Genomic DNA, 20481 nt, shown 5'->3' on the forward strand with positions numbered 1-20481 from the left:
GCATCCCATTTCTCTTTTTCACTCTTATTGTTCTTTTTCTGTATTATTTAAAGGCAGTTTCTTCGCTTGTTTTTCTTTAAAGATTTCTCCAATTGCCCCGAGAGTACCCAGTGTTTCAATTGCATTAGATGGAATAAAGACTTTATTTGCTGGCCCTTTCGCAACTTCAGCTAATGATTCGAATGATTTGTAAGCAAGTATACGTTCATCTAAATTCGCCTCGCGAAGTAATTCAATTCGATTTTGTTCTGCTTTTGCAATTTCCTCAATCGCTCTTGCTTCCCCTTGCGCTTCTAATTCTTTTGCTTCTTTAATACCTTCTGCTTCTCGAATACGTGCTTCTTTATCCCCTTCAGCCATTAAGATTTTACTTTGCTTTTCCCCTTCAGCACGAAGGACTTTATCTTGTTTTGCAGCTTCAGCTTCTAATATGATCGCACGTTTATTACGCTCTGCTTTCATTTGTTTTTCCATTGATGCCTGCACATCTTTCGGGGGATTAATATCGACAACTTCAACACGTTCAATGCGAACGCCCCATTTTTCTGTTGCTTCATCAAGCGCTAAGCGAATTTCTGTTGAAATTTTTTCACGACCAGATAATGTTTCATCCAGTTCCATTTTACCAATGATTTGACGCATCGTTGCTGAAGTAATGTTACGTACACCGTATTCATAGTTCGAAATACCATATGTCGCAAGTTCCGGTTCAACGACTTGATAGAAAATAATTGTATCAATTTCCACTTGTACATTATCTTTCGTAATTACCTTCTGCGGTGGTACATTCGTTTGTTGAATACGCAAGTCGTGATATACGCGAACGCGATCCACAATCGGAATTAATAAATTTAATCCCGGCTGCATAACCCGCTGAAACTTACCAAATCTTTCAACGACTCCAACTTTTTGCTGTGGAATAATTTTAATTGTTAATGCGATAAATGTAACAACAATTAGTGCAAAAATAATCGTTAACGTTAATGCTACCATATTTATTCACTCTCCTTTTTTACTTTTAATATAGTACTATGCCTCTTTATAACAATAACTTTTTCTCCGGCATCAATTGAATCATCTGCAATAGCTGTCCAAGTATCTCCATCCACTTTCACAATGCCGTTCGCCTCATTTGTAATCGCTTGCATAACAATCCCTTTTTTACCTGCAAGCATATCTACTGTATCAGTAAAACCTTTTGCTTCCCGAAAGTTTTTTGATATTCTTTTCGTAAAGAAAGTCAATGTTAAACTTACAATTGCACCAGCAACAACTTGTAACAGTAGTGCTTCAGGAACAAACAAAGCAATAAGACCTCCGACAACAGCTCCAATTCCAAGCCAAAGCATGTAAAATGTAATCGACAGCATTTCCGCAATAAATAAAATACCAGCTATTATAAACCAAATTACCCAAGCAGCCATTTGCAACCCTCACTTTCTTTCTCATTTTCTATATGTATATGAAGAAAAGAATGGTTTATCCGCCCTTTCTCATACGTGGGCGCTTACTACAAGCTATTGTACATTTTCACTGTTACAATGAGTATTATTAAAATACTATATTAATATATTCTTCATTATACATGAAAATCCCTTTCAAAAAGTGACAAAAAATTTAATTCTTTCAAAATTTATTTTTCAAATTATAATGATTATAACTACTGTCATATTTTCCCCAGAAAGGGTGTGTACTTATTGCAAAAACGTTCATTGACTTACTATTTAGGATCGAAAATATGCATTACTCTCGCTGACATCGTATACGTAATGATTATTACAACTCATATGTATATCACAACGAAATCAGCTACATTAACTGCTCTTTTTCCATTATTACAAGTCATAACTAATCTTATAGCAAATACATCTGCACCACTTATAATGAATCGTTTTCCATCTTATTCATTACTGTTTACACTACAATGGATAAAAACTGCTCTATTATTTTTATTCATGATATTATTCCCGGTCCTTTCCACAAACATTGTAGTACTATTCATTTTCATTTTTTTCATTTCATTATGTAGTGGCTGGAGCGCTCCATTACTATACGGTATTCTTCCGCGCCTTACACCGAAAGAAAAATTAGTAAAAGTAAATAGTATTTTTTCCTTTTCCACACAAATTGCACAAGCCGCTGCTTATTCATTTACAAGTGTTATTGTGCTTCTTATCGGTGCTTCTTCTACACTCATGATGAATAATATTTTGATGATTTTCGGATGTGTTGCACTACACTTTTCATTACGATCCATACATACTGAACGAGTAATAGAGCCTTCTTCTTCAAAAGGTGATACTTTATTGGAAGGTTGGAAGCTCTTATTTCAAAACCCTTCTCTCCGTACTGTTACATGTATGGACTTAATTGAAACTTTTGCAGGGACGATATGGATCGGTGCTATTACGATGGCTTATGTAACAACTGTCCTTCATAAAGGAGAAGAATGGTGGGGATTTATTAATACAAGTTATTATGTTGGGACATTAATTGGCGGTCTATTAGCGTGGAAAATGAGTACATACATTCAAAACAATTTAATACGCTCTATGGCGATAGGCTCTCTTCTGTTTAGTATTCTTACATTTTTATATGGTATAACAAGTAGTGGATTCATTGCGCTGTTCCTATGCATTCTAATGGGCCCATGTTACCAAATTAGAGATATTTCTCAAACAACTGTTTTACAATCCAGCGTCGCTCCATCTTTATTATCAAAGATGTATACAGCTCACGGCGCTCTTCTCTCAACAGCTTCTGGCCTTTCTATGCTGAGTGTTGGCATTATTACCGATTTGTTCGGTGTTCGTACGATCTATATTCTCGCTTCAATCCTTATATTGTGCTCTGCTTGTTTATCATTTAACTTATTAAAATATGATAAGACAAAGCAAAAAAACATGTCACTTTAATGAACAAAATAAATAGGACAGGATTTCCTGCCCTATTTATTTATGATAAGTTAGGAGATTTCCGATGCTTTGTCGCTTGTTCAAAAGCGTATGCGAGTTTAATTAAAGTCCCCTCACGAAAAGCAGTGCTTGCAAACGTAATTCCAAATGGTCTCCCGTTATCCATATATCCCGCAGGTATTGCTATAGACGGATAACCTGCTTTCGCACATATAGTGGAGCCTATATAAGAAGGGAACAGAATCGCATCAAGATTATATTTTTCCAGTGCAAAATCAATGCCTTGTTCTTGTGAAAAATATATATCTTCTAATCTTGCATTTAAATATTGTGGATTTCTTAACGTATTAGGAAAATCTTTTCTTCTTTCTAACTTAGTTTGTCCATATCTCAGAGCTCTTTCTGCTATGTTTTCATTAAACTCCATTAACTCTGAAATAGAATGGACTGGTATAGTAGAAGGCAATTTCGAAAGATAGTTATCTAAACTATGCTTTAATTCATAAAGCGATACACCCCAGCTCCATTCTCTATGAAAAGACGGAATATTAATATCCTCTACTACTGTCGCACCCTTACTACGTAATACTTCAATTGTTTCCTTAAACAAATTCTCATCATACTCACCAGATTTATAATAATCTTTTGGTGCGTTGTTATATACACCAATCTTTGTTCCATTTAAACCGTTAACATCCAAATACTTTGTATAATCATGTTCTGCTATCCCTTCACTTTTACGAGTAGCTACATCTTTCTCATCTATCCCTGTTAAACTCCCTAGCAAAATAGCAGCATCTGTTACTGTTCTAGCAAATGGCCCCGCTGTATCTTGCGAATACGTAAATGGAATAATACCTCTACGACTAATTAAACCAACAGTCGGTTTAATACCGACTACAGAGTTTTGAACAGCTGGACTCAAAATAGAACCATCTGTTTCTGTTCCAACCGATACTACTGTAAAGTTAGCAGCAACTGCTATGGCAGATCCTGTACTTGAGCCACCAACAAACATATCATCCTCACCCGTACCGTAAGGGTTTATTGTTTGCCCACCTCTTGCACTATATCCAGCCCACATTTCAAATGACATTGCATTTGCTAATTCTGTCATATTTGTTTTCCCTATTATCACTGCTCCTGCTTCTCGTAGCTTCGTAACGAGAAATGCATCTTCACTACTTATATGTTGTTCTAGCGCAATTGTACCTGCACTTGTATGCATAGAGTCATTCGTTTCAATATTATCCTTAAGTAAAACCGGTATACCATGTAATGGACCTCTTTTACCTTTAATCTTTCTTTCATAATCTAACGCTTCAGCAATAAAGATGGCGTCTGGATTGATTTCTAAAATAGAATTAATTTCCGGTCCATCTTGATCATACTTTGCGATTCTATGAAGGTAATACATAACTAGTTCTTTTGAAGTTAACTTTCCATCTTCCATCGCTCTTTGTATATCATGAATTGTTAATTCTTTTTGTAGTAGTGTATTGAACTGAATCTCCATTTTCATTCTCCTTCTATAAACCTTTATTGATAGCATATCTCTATTACTTTTTCATTTTCTCCGCTCCTCACATATACAACTACAATCCCTCTATAAGAATTCAACTTACCGATGTAAAAACCTTTTATTTCCTGAAAAATAAAAAAAGTCTGAAACGATTTCACCTTCGCCTCAGACCCTATTATTACTGCACGTATACCTCATCTAACAAATGTAAAAACTCACCTTGTTTCCCCGCTAATTCAGGGCATTTTGCAATATCAATCCATTCATAGCAAAATACTAAGCCTTCATCTTCCTCACCGGCACTTACAATATGTTCCCAACGATCTTTTACATCTGTTAGTAATGTTACGTGAAAGAAATGGCGTTTTTCATATTCCTTTTTTTCTCTCACATGTATGATGTAATCAGCTAGGAATCGTTCTATGCATAAATGACGTAACCCAGACTCTTCTTGTACTTCACGTAAAATCGCTGCTTCTAGCGTTTCCCCTTCGTCAACCGTTCCCCCTGGCACTTGTATACCAGCTTCAGGTGTATCACGATGTTTAAAAACAAGCAGTTGCATAGCTCCTTCTTTTTCTCTTGTCACATATGCGTGTACTTTCTTCTTATATAACACCGTCATAATCCTTCTCTCCCCTCAATTGTTCACTGCGCTACTTCTTCAAGTGTCAGTTGATTTTCATATAAATATGTAGCTTGTGGATTTCCCACATACCTCACGTGCCATGGTTCAAATCGATAGCCCGTAATCGATTCTTTCTCTTTTGTATATCGAATGACAAAACCAAATTTATGGGCATTTTCAGAAAGCCACTGCCCTTCTTTCGTTTCACCAAAAATTGTCTCTAACTGAAACTTAGCAGATTGTGATGTGATATCCATAGCTAGTCCTGTTTGATGTTCACTCGTTCCAGGAACTGCACTCGACATTGCCGTTTTGGCTTCTCCATCTTGTTTTTTATACATTGTATTTAACGCTTTTTGCCGATCAAAAGATCTAAATCCAGAGACTGCAAATAAGAAAACACGCTCCTTATCCGCTTGCTGAAACATTTCCTCAAGCGCACCGGCCGCCTCTTTCCTCATTTTTTTCTTTTCTTGATCACCTTCACTAGAATAGCGCACTTTCGGAATAACTAAATCTGGCGGTCTATACCCGTCTGGTAAACGCCTACTTTTATTCACAAGCACAAGCATTGAATTCGGATTACTAATTACCGCAATATCTCCATCCATATTCGCAATCGTTTCTTTCGCTTTCGGAAATATGTTATTTACATTCACCTCGCGCGCTTGCTTATCCTTATACATTTTATAATTGATTCCCGCTACTCCAACAATGAGTATCGCCGCTACGATACCAAGTAGTATCCATCTTTTTTTCATATAACGACCTCTTATTTTAATAATTTGGCCATTTCATACTCATCAATGTTCTTTCCATCGATAATAAGAGAAGCTCTTTTGACACCTTCTTTCTCAAATCCAGCTTTTTTATATAGTGCCTGAGCTCTTGTATTGTGGGCCATTACCGTTAATTCTAAACGCCATACATCATGTAATCTTGCCCACTTCTCGACCTCTTTAAACAATCTAGTCCCAATACCTCGCCCGCTATACTCTTGCAAAATCCCAATTACAATACTTGCTACATGTCTCTTTCTTTGAATATGATTTCCATTCACTAAAATAAACCCTACTATTCTCTCTTCTTCAACTGCTACCAATATTGTTGCATATTTATTTTCTACAAAGCGCTGAATCATTTGCTCTTGTTGCTCGGCTGTGAATTTCCTTTCTCCTGGTTCATACAACATAAATTTTGTTTCTTCATCTAATTGCTTACTTAATTGCAAAAATGATGCTGCATCTTCTACTTTGATTTCCCTAATCACTTCAATCACCCTACCAATTTCATAATAAAAAGCTTTCCTTGTAAAAAGATTTTCTCTACTTTCCCGAAAATCCCTTTGTAAATCTCCCAGTATAATTTGACAAATTTCGATCTTACTATAACATCGACAAATTATGTCTATTCTGTGACGCATCATTAATTACAAAAAAACGCAAGCTTTACACTCACGTTTTTTCAGACTCTCGCATTCATTTCTGTTTCACTTTATCCATTCACTTTTTCTGCCTGCCAGAAATATTCACCAAACGCTTTAGCTAGCGCATCAATCGATCGATTTAGTTCTTCCTCTGTATTATCTACGCCACCAACTTCAATTAATATCGCTTGTCCTGACAAATCTTGATTGTAGACACCATTTCCTGTTTGGAATCCTTTTTGAATGACACCACGACTAACGCCTGGATATTTCTTACTAATCGTCTCATGTAAAGCCGTTGCTAATTGCAAGTTTTTTTCATAGTTTTTGTTACCTTTCCCTACTACAAACGCAAGCTTCGCATATGATTTATCACCGATTATTTTTGTCGTGACATTTTTCCGAGCACTATCACGATGTAAATCAAAGAAGTATTGTAATTCTTTATTGCCGGCCATTGCTTCTTGTACAATTTCCCGTGACATTTTATAAGAACTATTACTATTTAACCCTTTACTAATCAACTTTTGACCAACATCAGTCTTGTCGTTAGTTGCTCCGATTCCTTCATTTGCTAATTGTTCACGAAATCGGTCGCCGACTATTGAAATATTCGTTACGGAACTTGTGGCTTTATTCGGATTTGGATCATTTGTTAAATTCAATAATGGCAAATAAGATTCCCAGCTATGCGAATGATAAATAAATGCAACTTGTCGTTTTCCTGTCGTTTGAGCTGGTTGCTTTTTCTCTTTATTCGTATCCGGCTTTTGAGCCTGTCCACCTTCTCCAGTCCGTTCTTTTACTACTTCTTCAAGTGGAACGCTCGACTCTATAGGCAAGTTAGAATAATTTGTTCCTTCACCCGCAATAACAATTTCTGTATCGTACTTACCGAAACCAGGTAGCTCTTTGCCGACAAAACTGCGTACATCGTTAAAACGAATATTCGTAGCCATAGAAAAGAGAAACGAAGATATTGAAAAATCTTGATTTAAATTTCTATATTCCTGTGTAAAATAATGATTCTCTTTCCCAAGAACGTACATGTAACCATTCATTGATAACTCATTTAACCAATTATATAAATACGTTGACTTTGTCTCTTTCATAGAAGTTACCATCATACTAATAAGAAAAAAAGTCGCTAGTACTGTAGCAATAATAAATAATACTAACTTACGTACACTCGTGAATTTCACATAAAAAAAGCCTCGATTCATACTATCACCTCTCTATTTCAAGTTATGTACAAGCTCTAGAGAATAGACCGTCTAAATTCAGGCTATATTGTTAATGAGGTGAAATGAATTGAAACTACTAATAGGAACACTCCCCGTTGTACTATCATTTATTTTTTATTGGCTTGCTAAGCATCCTACCATCCGTGTTGTGTTACATATTTCGGCATATCTAGCACTTTATGTACTCGGTACAATCATTTCTATTCATATATATGATGTTTTAATGCAAGACTTAGTTTTTATGACAAGTATTCATGGGATTTTACTAAATCCATTTTTTCTTATATCAGGAGCGTATATAGGGATATACACTTTGTACCTACTTTTGTCCTACATTATTACAAATATAGAAAATGGAGCGCAATGAAATGCAACCACCGTTCATCTGTCATACATGCAAAAAAAGAATTACGCGAAAGAAAGATCTTATTACTACCACATGGTACTTCCGCTTTTATGTATTTCATAGTGATTGTTTTAAACGACAGCAAGTTTTTATCTCACGATTTATCCCTGTGAATACACTTATTAATTTCTTTCTTATTATATATGGGCTGATTGTTGGTAGCATTCTTATGACTGTAGAGCCATCTATCATTTGGCTTGTTTTCTTACTTCCAATTTTATATCGGTTTCTTTCCTATTATTATGTTGAACGTTTTTTCTCTAAATGAAAGTTAGACTTTCCTCTAGGAATACTTAAACATTCCCACTCATTTTCTTTTAACATTTTACCAATGTAAATCATTTGTCCAATATGCAAAGCATAATGAGAAATTTGTCTTTCAATTGCTTGCATGACAGTATGTGCTTCACCGCGAATATATACCGTCTGCAATAAATGTTCTGACGTTAGTGCATTCATCGTTTTAAAAACATATTCCCAACCTTCATTCCATGCTGCGAGTACCTCTTTCTTAGAAGAATAACCACCTTCAAATTCAGCATCTCGGTTACGATCTATTTTTTCACCGTCAGATGTTAAAAAATCCGTCCATCTAGAACGCATATTACCGTGCAGATGCTTAATTATAATTGCTATGCTATTTGTTACTTCATGAGAAGACCATTCAATCTGTTCATATGATAATTGTGAAAGCACCCGTTCCCCTTGTTTCTTTGTTGCTTCAAAATTCGAAATGGCACACTGTACGTATTCGCGTCCAATATCCATGTTCCCCCGCCTTTACATTAACTAATTTTTGTTCCATTTGGTAATTCCATATTAGGCTGCAGTAATACGACATCACCCGCTTCAGGTACTCCTCCTAAAACAAGTACTTCTGATTTAAATCCCGCTACACGCTTTGGCGGAAAATTTACAACAGCAACGATTTGCTGACCGATTAAATCTTCTGGGTTATATCTCTTCGTAATTTGAGCACTTGACTGCTTCATTCCAAGCTCTCCAAAATCAATTTCTAGTTTAATCGCTGGAACTCTCGCTTCTTTAAATTCCTCTGCATGTGTTACAGTCCCAATCCGTAAATCCAAAGTTAAAAAATCTTCAAAATTAGCCATTTTATCACTCCTTTCATTTATTACTTAGACAAAACAAAAAAATCCCCTTTAAAAAAAGAAAGGCGCCTAAGCACCTTTCTTTTGTAATTCACTTGATTCATTTGATTTATAGAAGAAGAAACCGAGGATCCCGCCAATACATGATGGGATTAACCATCCTATTCCTTCTTTATATAATGGTAACATTTGTAGTACGTTAGAAATCGCGTCAATTTTAATATTCGCACTTTCTAAACCGTTAAAGAAACTAATTAACAACGCACCTAAAATAGCTCCAATATAAATGGTATTACGCTTCCCAATCCATTTATGGAAGTAAGAAAGTACAATTAATACGATTGCAACTGGATAAATAATCATTAACACTGGTAAAGTAACTGCGATTAATTGTGTTAAACCTAGGTTAGATACAATTAAACTAAATACACATACCATTGTTACAATCGTTTTATGCGAAAGTTTTGGGAATAAGTTTGTAAAGAAGCCAGCACAGGCTGATGTTAATCCAACAGAAGTTGTTAAACAAGCAAGTACAATAACAAGTCCTAATAAAATTTTACCACTTGTTCCATATAACTCATTTACAACATTCGTTAAAATAAGTCCACCATTCTCTGATACCCCAAGTGATGTACTTGTTGAACCAAGATAAGCAAGTGATAAATAGATTAACGTTAAACCAAGTACAGCGATAATACCTGATACTACTGTTATTTTTGCAATTTGATTACTCTCTTTTATTCCTTTAGAGCGGATAACTTGTACAACTACAATTCCAAATACAAGCGCACTAATTGCGTCCATCGTTAAATATCCTTGAATAAATCCACCAAAGAAAGCATTTTCCTTGTATGCTTCTAGCGGTGCAGCTGGTTCTCCAATCGGATCAACAATTGCCTTTCCGACAATTACAGCAACAATTAATACTAACAATGGTGTAAGAAATTTCCCGAACCAATCCACTAATTTTGATGGATTTAAAGATAAATACCAAGTTATTCCGAAGAAAATTATAGTGAAAAGAAATAGCATGTACCATTCGGAAACTAATGCCTCTGATAAAAATGGCTTCATACCCATTTCAAATGAAACGGCTCCCGTACGCGGAATCGCGAAAAAAGGTCCAATCGCTAAATAACTAATTAATGGGAAAACAAACGCAAATATAGGGTGAACTCTAGAAGATAGCGCTTTCAAGTCCCCCTCTACAAACGCGACAGCTGTTACAGCTAATAGGGGTAATCCGACTCCCGTTACAAGGAATCCAATTGTAGCAACCCAAACATTCTCTCCAGCTTGTTGCCCTAAAACTGGTGGAAAAATTAAATTTCCTGCTCCTAAAAATAGTGCAAATAACATTAAACCAATTGCTACCGTATCACCTGGCCTTAAACGTCCCTTCATGCTTTTCATTTGCATAGCACTTTTTCATTGTTTATCTCTATTTTCACAATATGCTATGCATCCTCCTCTCTGTTCAAGCTGATAAAATATGCCCCTTACAAAGCAGTGTCTTTCTCCATAATTTCTCCAGTCCCCTTATTTTTACTCTAATTATTAATTTTTGATTTTTTTGAATTTTTAAATCGTTAGAGTGGTATTGCGCGGAGTATAGTTGTCAGACCTCTTTGTTTTTATCACACATATAGTAACATATTTAGTTGAAAAATAAAAACATATTTTCAAATTGACTTTTTTGAAAATCAAAATTATCTACATTTTTTATTCTTTTGCACAAATATTGTTTCAAACTCACTTATTATCCTATCATTATTTTCAAATAATTTTATACACGTAACATAACAAAAGCCATCCAACATAATTAGACGGCTTTTGCATATTATTCTATCGTTTCAACTTCACGTGGATTTTTCATCTCTTCCACATACACCACTCTAAATCCGTGATCTTCTAAATCTTTCAATAACGTCTCTAATTCACCATCGTTAAACTCTTCTCCTAATGTAAACATAATTCTACGAACTAATAAGGCATCATTATCAAAAGTCATTAAACTTTGGATACCTGTATATTTTTTTAATACTGTCGATAATTTTTGAATAGCCCCATTATAATCTTGTGTCCCAATCATGACAGAATATTTACTAGAATGAACGCCCCAAGCATCTTCTAATAGCTCAAAAACTTTTTTATGCGTTAAAATCCCAAGAAAGACTCCTTTTTCATCAACTACTGATAAATAAGGTAATTTTTTTATTGTAAAAAATACTTTAAAGAACGAAGAATCTTCTCTGACATATCCTTCTTTATCGTTTAATAGTTGTAATACACTCTCTTCCATTGAACCTTTATATTCTAAAATATCTACTTTATATATATTCCCTAAATATTTCTCTTTTTTTTCATCTAAAACTGGTACACAACGATAACCAGTTTTATTTAAATGCTCTAGCGCTTCCCCTACTGTAATTGAACTTGAGCAAAATAAAACTTCCCTTTTCGGCACATAATTCCCTTTAATCCTCATAAACAGCCTCCTTATGTTAAAATACTTTCTGTGCCATAACTATATTATATTTTCAGAAAAAAATAAATAATTTATTTTATTTTTCTGAAAATTTTTTATTTTCTTGTCATAATTTATTCACGTTTCATTCAATTCTATCCACTACAATACTAAACTTCTTTAAGAAAAATATATTGTAACTTGCTCTGAAAAAAGCTAAAATAAGAATAAGAATTTTCTGAATATTCAAAGAGTAGGTGATTACATGTCTTTATTGCGCTCACATATATATAAATTTATCGTTGGTGTTCTCATTATATTTATCATTAGTCCTATTCCAACTTTATTCATTACACATAAATACTCATACATCACCGGCTTTATAAGCATTTTCCATAACTTCGCACAACTTTCTTCGATGACAATTCCAAAGATTGATTGGATGCACGAATCTATCTTTTTCTCAGCAAATGAGATGGTACATACTGCTAATCAATCAACACCGTTATTCCCTTACATGTGGGAAATATATTTTTTATCGATTGTTCGTTTTACCTTTACTCTTGCAATCGGATTCTTCATCAGCTTAGGGATTGGCCATTTATTTTTTAAAGCACCTCAATCGGTTAAAAAATTCGCTTCTTTATTAAGATGGATTCCTTATTCTTTATGTACTGTATTATTACAATGCGCAGTCTTATTACTACTCCTATACATCACAAAATTTATAAAGATTCCTTACTACTCATCTTTTATCATCGTTTGTAGTACTTCCATGATTATCGTTATGCAAGCAATAAAAAAATGGATTCCTTTCTTAAGTAATACAAATGAATATGAAATAAAACAAGCTTCTTTCCTTGTAGATACATTGTTTTTAGCGCTTACTTCGAATCATAAATCTATTTTAGGTTCCATTATTCTTTCATTCGTTTTTATGGAATGCGTTTTTCACGCAAGTGGGCTATTGCAATTTATCGTTCAATTCGGCGGAAATGCACCGATTATTGTTACAATTAGCTTATTACTTTTGTATATCCCGTATTGTATACTCTCATTCCTTCAAACACTATGGACGACAAACTACTTTAAACAACAATCATACGCTTTAACGAGAAGTATTCCAAAACCTTAATTTAAAATAACCCTCTAGAATCTGAAAGTAGAGGGTTATTCCTTTTGTATAGCGGACAAAATAACAGCAAATTCAAAAACCATTGCAGAAACATACCAATATTTACCCTTTTTCTTTGACTATTCTTTTCATTTGGATTTATTATAAAAGTATAACATAATTGCAGGAGGTGACATCTTTATTCCAAACGACGGAATAGAGAATACACTTGGACATATTAAATATTTTTCTCATCTTTGTTCTTATCCTTATTTCCGGCTTTTTCGTTGCATCAGAATTTGCTGTTGTAAAAGTACGAAAAAGTCGAATTGACCAGCTTGCAAACGAAGGCAATAAACAAGCTTTAGCTGCAAGAAGTGTCATTTCTAATTTAGATGTTTATTTATCAGCTTGTCAGCTCGGGATTACAATTACTTCTTTAGGGCTTGGTTGGCTTGGTGAACCGACTGTGGAACATTTACTACGACCGCTCTTTGAAAAGATTAATATTACTGGAACAATGGCAAATACTTTATCATTTATTATTGCTTTTAGTGTGATTACATTTTTCCATGTTGTATTAGGTGAATTAGTTCCAAAGTCATTCGCAATTCAAAAAGCAGAGGCGATTACGCTTAAGTTTGCACGACCACTTATTTTATTTGATAAAATTATGTACCCGTTCATTTGGTTACTTAATAGTACTGCTATCTTTTTCACAAAACTACTCGGTTTAGAACCTGCGAAAGAAAATGAACTTGCCCATTCTGAAGAGGAACTACGACTCATTTTAGGTGAAAGTTTCAAAAGCGGCGAAATAAATCAAACCGAATATAAATATGTAAATAATATTTTTGAATTTGACGACCGAGTTGCGAAAGAAATTATGGTCCCTCGTACAGAAATGATTTGCTTATCTACTGAAAATACGTTAGAAGAAAATATGGATATCGTCGCAACTGAAAAGTATACACGCTACCCTATCATCGAAAAAGATAAAGATGATATTATCGGTATGATCAATACGAAAGAAGTATTTCACGATCAAACGAAAGGCATTCATAAGCCCCTTGAATCTTACATACATCCAGTACTAACTGTATTTGAAACTGTTCCAATTCGTAAAACACTGGTACATCTACAAAAGAATCGCGTTCAGATGGCAATCGTTATGGATGAATATGGTGGTACTGCTGGACTTTTAACAATGGAAGATATTCTTGAAGAAATCATTGGAGAAATTCAAGATGAGTTTGATGCAGATGAATCACCTATGATTGAAAAACGTACACCTAAACTTACTGTTCTAGATGGAAAAGTACTTATTTCTGAAGTAAATGATATGTTTGGCTTACATATTGATGAGAGCGACTTAGATACAATTGGAGGCTGGCTATTATCGCAAGCAGTTGACGTAAATATTGAAGCTGGCTACTCCATCGAATATGCCGGTTTTCAATTTAAGGCATTAGAACTTGATGGACATCAAGTCAAAAAAATTGCTGTACATAAATTAGATATACAAAAGGAGTTATAAAGTGACTGTTTTCTTAACAATCTGTATCATTGCCTGTTTCATTATTTCATTTCTAGCTTTTATTTATCCTATTATCCCGGGCATCCTAGCTGTCTGGGCTGGATATTTCATTTACCATTTTGGTATAAATGGCGGAGAACTAACGATTTCTTTTTGGATTATTCAAGCTATTTTCACACTATTCATTTTCGTTGCTGATTTTATTGCAAATGGATATTTCTTAAAGAAATACGGTAGTTCTAAATGGGGCGAACGTGTCGGAATGATTTCGATCATTGCCGGATCTTTCTTCTTCCCACCATTCGGACTTATTATCATACCGTTCTTAGCGGTATTTATAACCGAATTAATGCATAAAAAAGCGCCAAAAGACGCTTTTCTAGTAGGAGTTGCTACTGTAGTTGGTTTTTTAAGCAGTACAGTAGCGAAAGCCATTCTCCAAATCATTATGATTATCATATTTGTATGTTATATCGTCTTTTAACCATCCCAATTTCGGGATGGTTTTTTAATATGAAATACCTACTCGACTATTCTCATATTTGTTTTCACTACACAGATTCCATGTAAATTGCGCTGTATCACCAACTGTTATTTTTGCTCCTCCTTCTGGTAATACATCTTTTTCAGTTCGATATATACCTGTCACATCACCGTCAATTAAATGCGTCGGACAAACGACTGTCCAGCATAAATTACTACTACTAAGTATCTTATATGCAGCTAAATGATCTTCTGCTGCTGTTGTCGACTTTCTCTTTGATTCCGTTGATTGAAAACGATATAAATTTAGATTTGTTCTTGCTTGTAAAATACCGGCTGTTCCTATTGTAATGATTTTACGAACTCCTTCTTCTTCCATTTTCTTTATAATTTGTGGCATACTCTTCGCTAACGTCCCATTTTGATCCGTTCCAAGTGCACTAATTACTATATCGCTTCCTTTTATCGCTTTCTTTATATCATTTTCATTTAATACATTACCTTCTATAACTCGTAATCTTTCATGATTTATTTCTACTCTACTTGAATCACGCGCTAATGCAGTCACTTCTGCTGAATCTTTTAATGCTAATTTAATTATGTTTGAACCTACTCGCCCTGTTGCTCCCAATATACATACTTTCATTTGTTTTCCCCCTCTTTCATTCTTTCTCTATTCTTCAATAATCTCAATCAATTTACAACAAAAAAGCTTCCTCACATAAAAGAGGAAGCTCTATTATTACATTATTTCTTTTCTTTAGAATCTGTAGACTTCTCAGTTCCACTTGTTTCTTTATCCTTTTTATCCTCTTGTTGTGTTGTTGTATCGTCCTCTTTCTTCTTGTCCTCACCTTTACTACAACCTACCATTAATAAAGAACTTGCAAGTGCCATAGCAGTTAATGATTTAACCCATTTGTTCATTTGCGTTTCCTCCTTTTGATAGAATATGTACAATCCCATATTACTCTCTATTTTTAAAGGAAAGATTGAAAAATAGTAAATAAACGGTAAATATTTGTAAATTTTCTGATAATAAATATGTACATATATTCATTTTTCTCCACGAAAAGTAAAAAACTAAGGCGCCTATCTTTCCGCCTTAGTCTCTTATGCAAATTTCTCATTTTCATATACATGTTTAATCTTATACTCTTTCTTCACGACATATTGCCATACACTATAGGCATAACGATTCATTTTCAGGAAGCAGTTTTCTAAAAACGAGCGAAATTCTGGATTTGCAACTTCAACTGCCACTTGAGCAAACTTTAACGCTAACCGTTTCAAATGCGAAATATAACAAGTTGCAATATACATATCACCTGTATATTTACTATCAGTTTCCTTTTCCATTTCATGAAAATGAAATGAAATTGGTTCACAAGTTATATGCTGTACATTCTCTCCTTCTTGAAAATTCACTTGTTCATTATATGCTTGCAACATATATGGTAAATGATGCTGTAATAGCTCCTTTAATTCTTCGTCTCTTACCTGTCCTGCATACTCCCCAACCTTATATATAAGCATATAACTATACCTCATCAATTCTTTCATACAATCCATGAAAGTGCCTCCCTACTTTTTGTCTATATGCTATAAATATGATGCTATAACATTTGCTATTCTTGCTAAAAACCAATCCCATTTACTAATTTTCTCAAAATCTTCTTTCGAAAATCTTTTTGATTTATGGAAGTCTTCTTTTAGTCGATCCCATACGTCAGCAACAACTGTTTTATCATATACGACACAATTAGATTCACAATTTAAATAAAAACTTCTATTATCAAAATTCGCTGTACCTATATCAACAATTTCTCCATCAATGATTGTTACTTTCCCGTGAAAAAAACCATTCCGATATTGATAGATCTCCGCTCCAGCATGGTTCATCTCTCTCAAATACGGATAGGCAGCTTGTTTTAACAATACTGCATCACTTTTAAATGGTACGAGAATTTTCACATTGACACCGCGGTTTAATGCACCTTTTAACTCTTTCATCATTTCTTTACTTGGTACAAAATATGGTGTAGCAATAATTAAAGATTTTTTAGCCTGCTTTAAAAACGCTCCATATTTTTCCCATAACCCTTTTCCATCTGAAAATAAATATTGATATTTTACATTCCCAATTGCAGGTAAACTTTCATGTACAGGCATTTTTTCTCCCGTATCTTCTTTCCAGTCAGCAGCAAATTTTCTTTCCATATCCGTGGCACCATTCCCCTTAACTCGCACGTGATAATCACGCCACGGGCCAAATTTCGGATCTTGTCCAAGGTATTCCTTTCCGATGTTAAAGCCGCCGATATATGATACTTTTCCGTCTATCGTAACAATTCGTCTATGATTTCGCTGATGCAACGAATAGAATAAATGTTTCAATTTAGGTTTTTTACTAAACGTAAACTGGACACCATTGCTTTGTAGTTGACGAATTACCTTTTTCTTCAGCTTATATCCACCTATTCGATCGACTGACAATTTCACTTCTACTCCGCTAGATGCCATTTTCTCGAGCAACTGCAAAAACTCTTTGCTTATTTCATCTTTACCTACAATATAAAAATGGATATATATGTACTTCTCCGCATTACGTATATCCTCAAATAAATTCGTATATAACTCTTCACCGCTCGTATACAGTTGAAATTCACCTAATCTAACTTGTCCTACTTCATATTCACTAGCCATTTTTTTCCCCATTTCCACATCGATGTTCATCCAAATGAATACACCTATTACACAAAGGATTACAACGAAAAAGTGTTTCATGGATATTTTCCTTTCTCCACTTACTGTTATTTCTATATCTTCCCTTTTTTAATACAATATCATTCAAGAAAATATGTCATTGCATGATATATGTCCATATCAAACGATAGCTCATTTGCATATTGTATGTTGTATCTTAAAATAAAAGGAGGAAATAACAATGGGCTTCGCACATGGTAATGGATTCGCGCTATTAGTCGTATTATTTATCCTCTTAATCATCGTCGGTGCTGCTTGCTTCTGCTAAGTAGTTATTGTCACATGATATGCGGATAGAAAAACTATAAAAGCGGACACCTATTTTTAGGTGTCCGCTTTTCATATGAAGAACATTTCGCTCTGTTATAATACCTTTAACAACTAAATATTCAATTCAAAAAGTTAGTAATGTAGCTACTTTCTTACTCTCTGCCTTACGTATATGACGTTGTTCTGCACGTAACACTGCAATGCGATGTAATTCTTTCTCTTCTTCTGTTTCAGGGATTACTCGCGGCACAGGAACTGGATTATTTTCCTTACTCAGTGCAACAAAAGTAACAAAAGACGTTGCTGCGATACGCTTCTCACCTGAAATTAAATCTTCCGCTACTACCTTCACAAATACTTCCATAGAAGTTCTACCCGTCCAAATTACAAAGGATTCATAACTAACACAATCTGAAGAGCGAACTGGATGTAAAAAATCAACCCAATCCATAGAGGCTGTTACACATTCTTTTCTTGCATGCCTCGTTGCTGAAATAGAAGCAACCATATCCATCTCGGCTAATATCTTTCCACCAAATAACGTGTTATGATCATTTAAATCTGTTGGAAATACTCGGCTCGTTTTGAACACCCTTGATTCATTGGCTGTTTTCCCCTTTACTTCTGTCATTGTTATCACCCCTTTAATGATGTATCCTTAATATCTCAATAATCACTATACTAAATGAACTACACGTTTAATATTAACAACATTCAGAACTTTTAGTCCATAAAAAAGAACCGATGTTATCAATCGGCTCCTCTAAATACATATTGTTCTTTTGGCTGTTCAACTTTATTCCATTTCGTTACTTCTAAAACAGGAATGTTCGCATGGAACGGCTGATAAAATTCAGTAGAAATTTCTCCCTCTATTTGAATCCAATCATCGTTTTTCCATTCTACACCTTCTGGCTTTTTCACTAACATACCATATACACCAGAATCCGCTACACAATGTATAATACCGAAACGGAATAAGAAGTATTGTTCTTTTTTAGAAGAATCATCTTTGAAAACAAAACCTTTAAATGATAATTTTTTCCCAGTAAACTCACCAGGGTAATTGTAAATCGTCTCCATTCCTTTTAGGAAATTTTCATCATTTAAAGTAACACTATCCTTTGTTACAAACTCTTTCTTCCCTTTCTCCATTACACCACGGTATCCTTCTTTTCCGTAATATATACTCGTATCAGGTCTTAAAAATTGCCTTCTCATAAATGGATCTGTACTTTCTGCTTGTGCAACAGGAAAATGAAACCCTTTTGCCTTAACAATATCTGAATCTAACGTTGCAATCGGGAAAAACAAACCTGAGACTATCGGAAAACAAAACAATGTGTACGAAAATGCTTTTTTCCACCAAGTATTTTCATCTTTCGAATGATCATGCCCGCAATGGCTATGATCACAACCACAATTATGCTGTTCTCTTTCTTTTTGATGTTCTTTTTGGAAAACGATTATAATTTGAACAACAGTTAAAAAACCTAATATAATAGCTGCTGTTTTTGATAAGTAGGCATACTTCATATTAATATACTTCGTAATATTACCTGAAATATGAAGCTGCGCGATTAAGATTGTAAAACCTAATAATATATATGCTCGAAACATAACCTACCACCCCATCGCATAAATGAGTAGTGAGCTTGCATAAACAACAACTGTAACTGTAACTGTAACGACAATTACAAATTTTGTTTTAAATGTCGCAAGCATCATAAACATATTTTTAATATCCACCATCGGTCCATATACGAGGAACGCGACAAGTGATGCTGTTGAAAATGTACTTTGGAATGACGAAGCAATAAATGCATCTGCTTCTGAACAAAGTGATAAAATGTAAGCAAGTCCCATCATAACAGCTGGTGAAGAAAACGGACCTTGTCCTATAGCAAGAAGTGTTGAAGTTTGTACGAACGTTTGAACTGCAGCTGCAATTAAAGCACCTAATACTAAATATTTTCCCATCGAGAAAAATTCCTCAACAGCATGCGTACATACATCCCACATTTTTTTACGTAATGGACGCTTATGATTCACTTCTGGGAAGTGATCATCTCGTAATTGATGTTCTTTAAACATAAATGATAATATAATTCCAACAATGATTGCTACGATAATCGCTACAATAGAACGATACCATACCATGTGCATACTACTTCCAAAGGCAACGTATGTTGCAAATAATACGACCGGATTAATAATTGGACCAGTTAACATAAATGCAATCCCGGCATATGGCGGAACCCCTTTTCCAATTAATCGCCTAACAATCGGAACGATTCCACATTCACAACCTGGAAACATCATCCCTAAAAAAGTAGCCATTAAAACAGACAGAAATCGGTTTTTCGGCATCCATTTTGCTACCATATCTTCTGTCACAAACATTTGAATGAATCCTGAAATAAATACACCAATGAGCACAAAAGGAAGTGCTTCGATCAATATGGAGATAAAGATTGTATTCATTTGCAGGAATGCTTTCGGTAATTGAAACAATTCCATGATGTATTTCCTCCAACTTTTCATTAACAATATGTAATTTTAACCCCATTTTATTGATTGGACAAGAC

The 20481-nt window shown here is 34.5% G+C and carries 25 protein-coding genes; 7 read left to right on the forward strand and 18 right to left on the reverse strand.

What is annotated here, in order from left to right; all coding sequences use genetic code 11:
* Positions 1-24: 24 nt before the first annotated feature.
* Positions 25-993: an SPFH domain-containing protein gene (locus ACTFNE_RS12915; RefSeq protein ID WP_000226261.1), complete on the reverse strand. Its 969-nt coding sequence runs from the start codon at positions 991-993 to the stop codon at positions 25-27.
* 2 nt (positions 994-995) lie between these two features.
* Positions 996-1424 carry an NfeD family protein gene (locus tag ACTFNE_RS12920; RefSeq protein WP_270705265.1) on the reverse strand — a complete coding sequence of 143 codons (429 nt, stop codon included), beginning with the start codon at positions 1422-1424 and terminating at the stop codon, positions 996-998.
* Between the two features lie 273 nt (positions 1425-1697).
* Here ACTFNE_RS12920 and ACTFNE_RS12925 point away from each other — a divergent pair, with 273 nt between their 5' ends.
* Complete coding sequence (locus ACTFNE_RS12925; protein WP_046197591.1) at positions 1698-2915, forward strand: MFS transporter; 1218 nt, start codon at positions 1698-1700, stop codon at positions 2913-2915.
* Between the two features lie 40 nt (positions 2916-2955).
* Here the strand turns inward: ACTFNE_RS12925 and ACTFNE_RS12930 are convergent, their stop codons facing one another.
* From ACTFNE_RS12930 to spoIIP, 5 genes are all read right to left on the reverse strand, one after another.
* Entirely contained in the window at positions 2956-4431 is a 1476-nt protein-coding gene (locus ACTFNE_RS12930) for an amidase family protein (protein WP_270705266.1), read from the reverse strand.
* Between the two features lie 184 nt (positions 4432-4615).
* A complete protein-coding gene (locus ACTFNE_RS12935; RefSeq protein ID WP_076856410.1) occupies positions 4616-5062 on the reverse strand; it encodes an NUDIX hydrolase in 447 nt (148 codons plus the stop codon).
* A 23-nt stretch (positions 5063-5085) separates the two neighbouring features.
* Positions 5086-5826: a M15 family metallopeptidase gene (locus ACTFNE_RS12940; protein ID WP_000747655.1), complete on the reverse strand. Its 741-nt coding sequence runs from the start codon at positions 5824-5826 to the stop codon at positions 5086-5088.
* An 11-nt stretch (positions 5827-5837) separates the two neighbouring features.
* Complete coding sequence (locus ACTFNE_RS12945; RefSeq protein WP_270705267.1) at positions 5838-6335, reverse strand: GNAT family N-acetyltransferase; 498 nt, start codon at positions 6333-6335, stop codon at positions 5838-5840.
* A gap of 224 nt (positions 6336-6559) precedes the next feature.
* Positions 6560-7714, reverse strand: a complete 1155-nt coding sequence (spoIIP, locus tag ACTFNE_RS12950; protein ID WP_001079296.1) for a stage II sporulation protein SpoIIP — start codon at positions 7712-7714, stop codon at positions 6560-6562.
* 88 nt (positions 7715-7802) lie between these two features.
* Here spoIIP and ACTFNE_RS12955 point away from each other — a divergent pair, with 88 nt between their 5' ends.
* A complete protein-coding gene (locus ACTFNE_RS12955) occupies positions 7803-8102 on the forward strand; it encodes a hypothetical protein (protein ID WP_000770755.1) in 300 nt (99 codons plus the stop codon).
* 1 nt (position 8103) lies between these two features.
* Positions 8104-8409 (forward strand): hypothetical protein, encoded by a 306-nt coding sequence (locus ACTFNE_RS12960; RefSeq protein ID WP_002091944.1) that lies wholly within the window; start codon positions 8104-8106, stop codon positions 8407-8409.
* On the opposite strand, the gene ACTFNE_RS12965 is transcribed toward ACTFNE_RS12960, so the two are convergent.
* From ACTFNE_RS12965 to cbpA, 4 genes are all read right to left on the reverse strand, one after another.
* Positions 8382-8909: a DUF1572 domain-containing protein gene (locus ACTFNE_RS12965; RefSeq protein ID WP_000351110.1), complete on the reverse strand. Its 528-nt coding sequence runs from the start codon at positions 8907-8909 to the stop codon at positions 8382-8384. The genes ACTFNE_RS12960 and ACTFNE_RS12965 overlap by 28 nt on opposite strands.
* Before the next feature lie 17 nt (positions 8910-8926).
* Entirely contained in the window at positions 8927-9256 is a 330-nt protein-coding gene (csaA, locus tag ACTFNE_RS12970) for a chaperone CsaA (RefSeq protein ID WP_001263033.1), read from the reverse strand.
* A 66-nt stretch (positions 9257-9322) separates the two neighbouring features.
* Positions 9323-10660 (reverse strand): branched-chain amino acid transport system II carrier protein BrnQ4, encoded by a 1338-nt coding sequence (gene brnQ4, locus ACTFNE_RS12975; RefSeq protein ID WP_014297788.1) that lies wholly within the window; start codon positions 10658-10660, stop codon positions 9323-9325.
* A gap of 436 nt (positions 10661-11096) precedes the next feature.
* Complete coding sequence (gene cbpA / locus ACTFNE_RS12980; RefSeq protein ID WP_046197594.1) at positions 11097-11744, reverse strand: cyclic di-AMP binding protein CbpA; 648 nt, start codon at positions 11742-11744, stop codon at positions 11097-11099.
* A 244-nt stretch (positions 11745-11988) separates the two neighbouring features.
* On the opposite strand from cbpA, the gene ACTFNE_RS12985 reads away from it, so the two are divergent.
* The 3 genes from ACTFNE_RS12985 (at position 11989) to ACTFNE_RS12995 (ending at position 14858) form a co-directional block, all read left to right on the forward strand.
* Positions 11989-12858, forward strand: coding sequence for a hypothetical protein (locus ACTFNE_RS12985; RefSeq protein WP_046197595.1), 870 nt, complete (start codon positions 11989-11991; stop codon positions 12856-12858).
* Between the two features lie 208 nt (positions 12859-13066).
* Positions 13067-14374 carry a hemolysin family protein gene (locus tag ACTFNE_RS12990; protein WP_000353728.1) on the forward strand — a complete coding sequence of 436 codons (1308 nt, stop codon included), beginning with the start codon at positions 13067-13069 and terminating at the stop codon, positions 14372-14374.
* A gap of 1 nt (position 14375) precedes the next feature.
* Entirely contained in the window at positions 14376-14858 is a 483-nt protein-coding gene (locus ACTFNE_RS12995) for a DUF456 domain-containing protein (RefSeq protein WP_000215659.1), read from the forward strand.
* A 24-nt stretch (positions 14859-14882) separates the two neighbouring features.
* On the opposite strand, the gene ACTFNE_RS13000 is transcribed toward ACTFNE_RS12995, so the two are convergent.
* The 4 genes from ACTFNE_RS13000 to cls form a co-directional block, all read right to left on the reverse strand.
* Entirely contained in the window at positions 14883-15503 is a 621-nt protein-coding gene (locus ACTFNE_RS13000) for an NAD(P)-dependent oxidoreductase (protein WP_000861632.1), read from the reverse strand.
* 101 nt (positions 15504-15604) lie between these two features.
* Positions 15605-15784 (reverse strand): hypothetical protein, encoded by a 180-nt coding sequence (locus ACTFNE_RS13005; RefSeq protein WP_001045960.1) that lies wholly within the window; start codon positions 15782-15784, stop codon positions 15605-15607.
* A 186-nt stretch (positions 15785-15970) separates the two neighbouring features.
* Entirely contained in the window at positions 15971-16429 is a 459-nt protein-coding gene (locus ACTFNE_RS13010; protein ID WP_046197596.1) for a spore coat protein, read from the reverse strand.
* Positions 16430-16459: 30 nt separating this feature from the next.
* Complete coding sequence (gene cls, locus ACTFNE_RS13015; RefSeq protein ID WP_046197597.1) at positions 16460-17644, reverse strand: cardiolipin synthase; 1185 nt, start codon at positions 17642-17644, stop codon at positions 16460-16462.
* Between the two features lie 160 nt (positions 17645-17804).
* Here cls and ACTFNE_RS13020 point away from each other — a divergent pair, with 160 nt between their 5' ends.
* Positions 17805-17891: a YjcZ family sporulation protein gene (locus ACTFNE_RS13020; protein ID WP_000505094.1), complete on the forward strand. Its 87-nt coding sequence runs from the start codon at positions 17805-17807 to the stop codon at positions 17889-17891.
* 126 nt (positions 17892-18017) lie between these two features.
* Here ACTFNE_RS13020 and ACTFNE_RS13025 read toward each other — a convergent pair whose 3' ends face one another.
* The 3 genes from ACTFNE_RS13025 to ACTFNE_RS13035 form a co-directional block, all read right to left on the reverse strand.
* Positions 18018-18524, reverse strand: coding sequence for an acyl-CoA thioesterase (locus ACTFNE_RS13025; protein ID WP_000141167.1), 507 nt, complete (start codon positions 18522-18524; stop codon positions 18018-18020).
* Positions 18525-18643: 119 nt separating this feature from the next.
* The gene (locus tag ACTFNE_RS13030) at positions 18644-19513 is read right to left on the reverse strand and encodes a TIGR03943 family putative permease subunit (protein WP_000488037.1); all 870 of its coding nucleotides are present in this window, start codon (positions 19511-19513) and stop codon (positions 18644-18646) included.
* Positions 19514-19516: 3 nt separating this feature from the next.
* Complete coding sequence (locus ACTFNE_RS13035; protein WP_000418725.1) at positions 19517-20413, reverse strand: permease; 897 nt, start codon at positions 20411-20413, stop codon at positions 19517-19519.
* Between the last annotated feature and the right edge of the window lie 68 nt (positions 20414-20481).

It is taken from the genome of Bacillus cereus group sp. MYBKT111-2 (assembly GCF_051915205.1).
GTDB classification, from domain to species: domain Bacteria; phylum Bacillota; class Bacilli; order Bacillales; family Bacillaceae_G; genus Bacillus_A; species Bacillus_A paranthracis.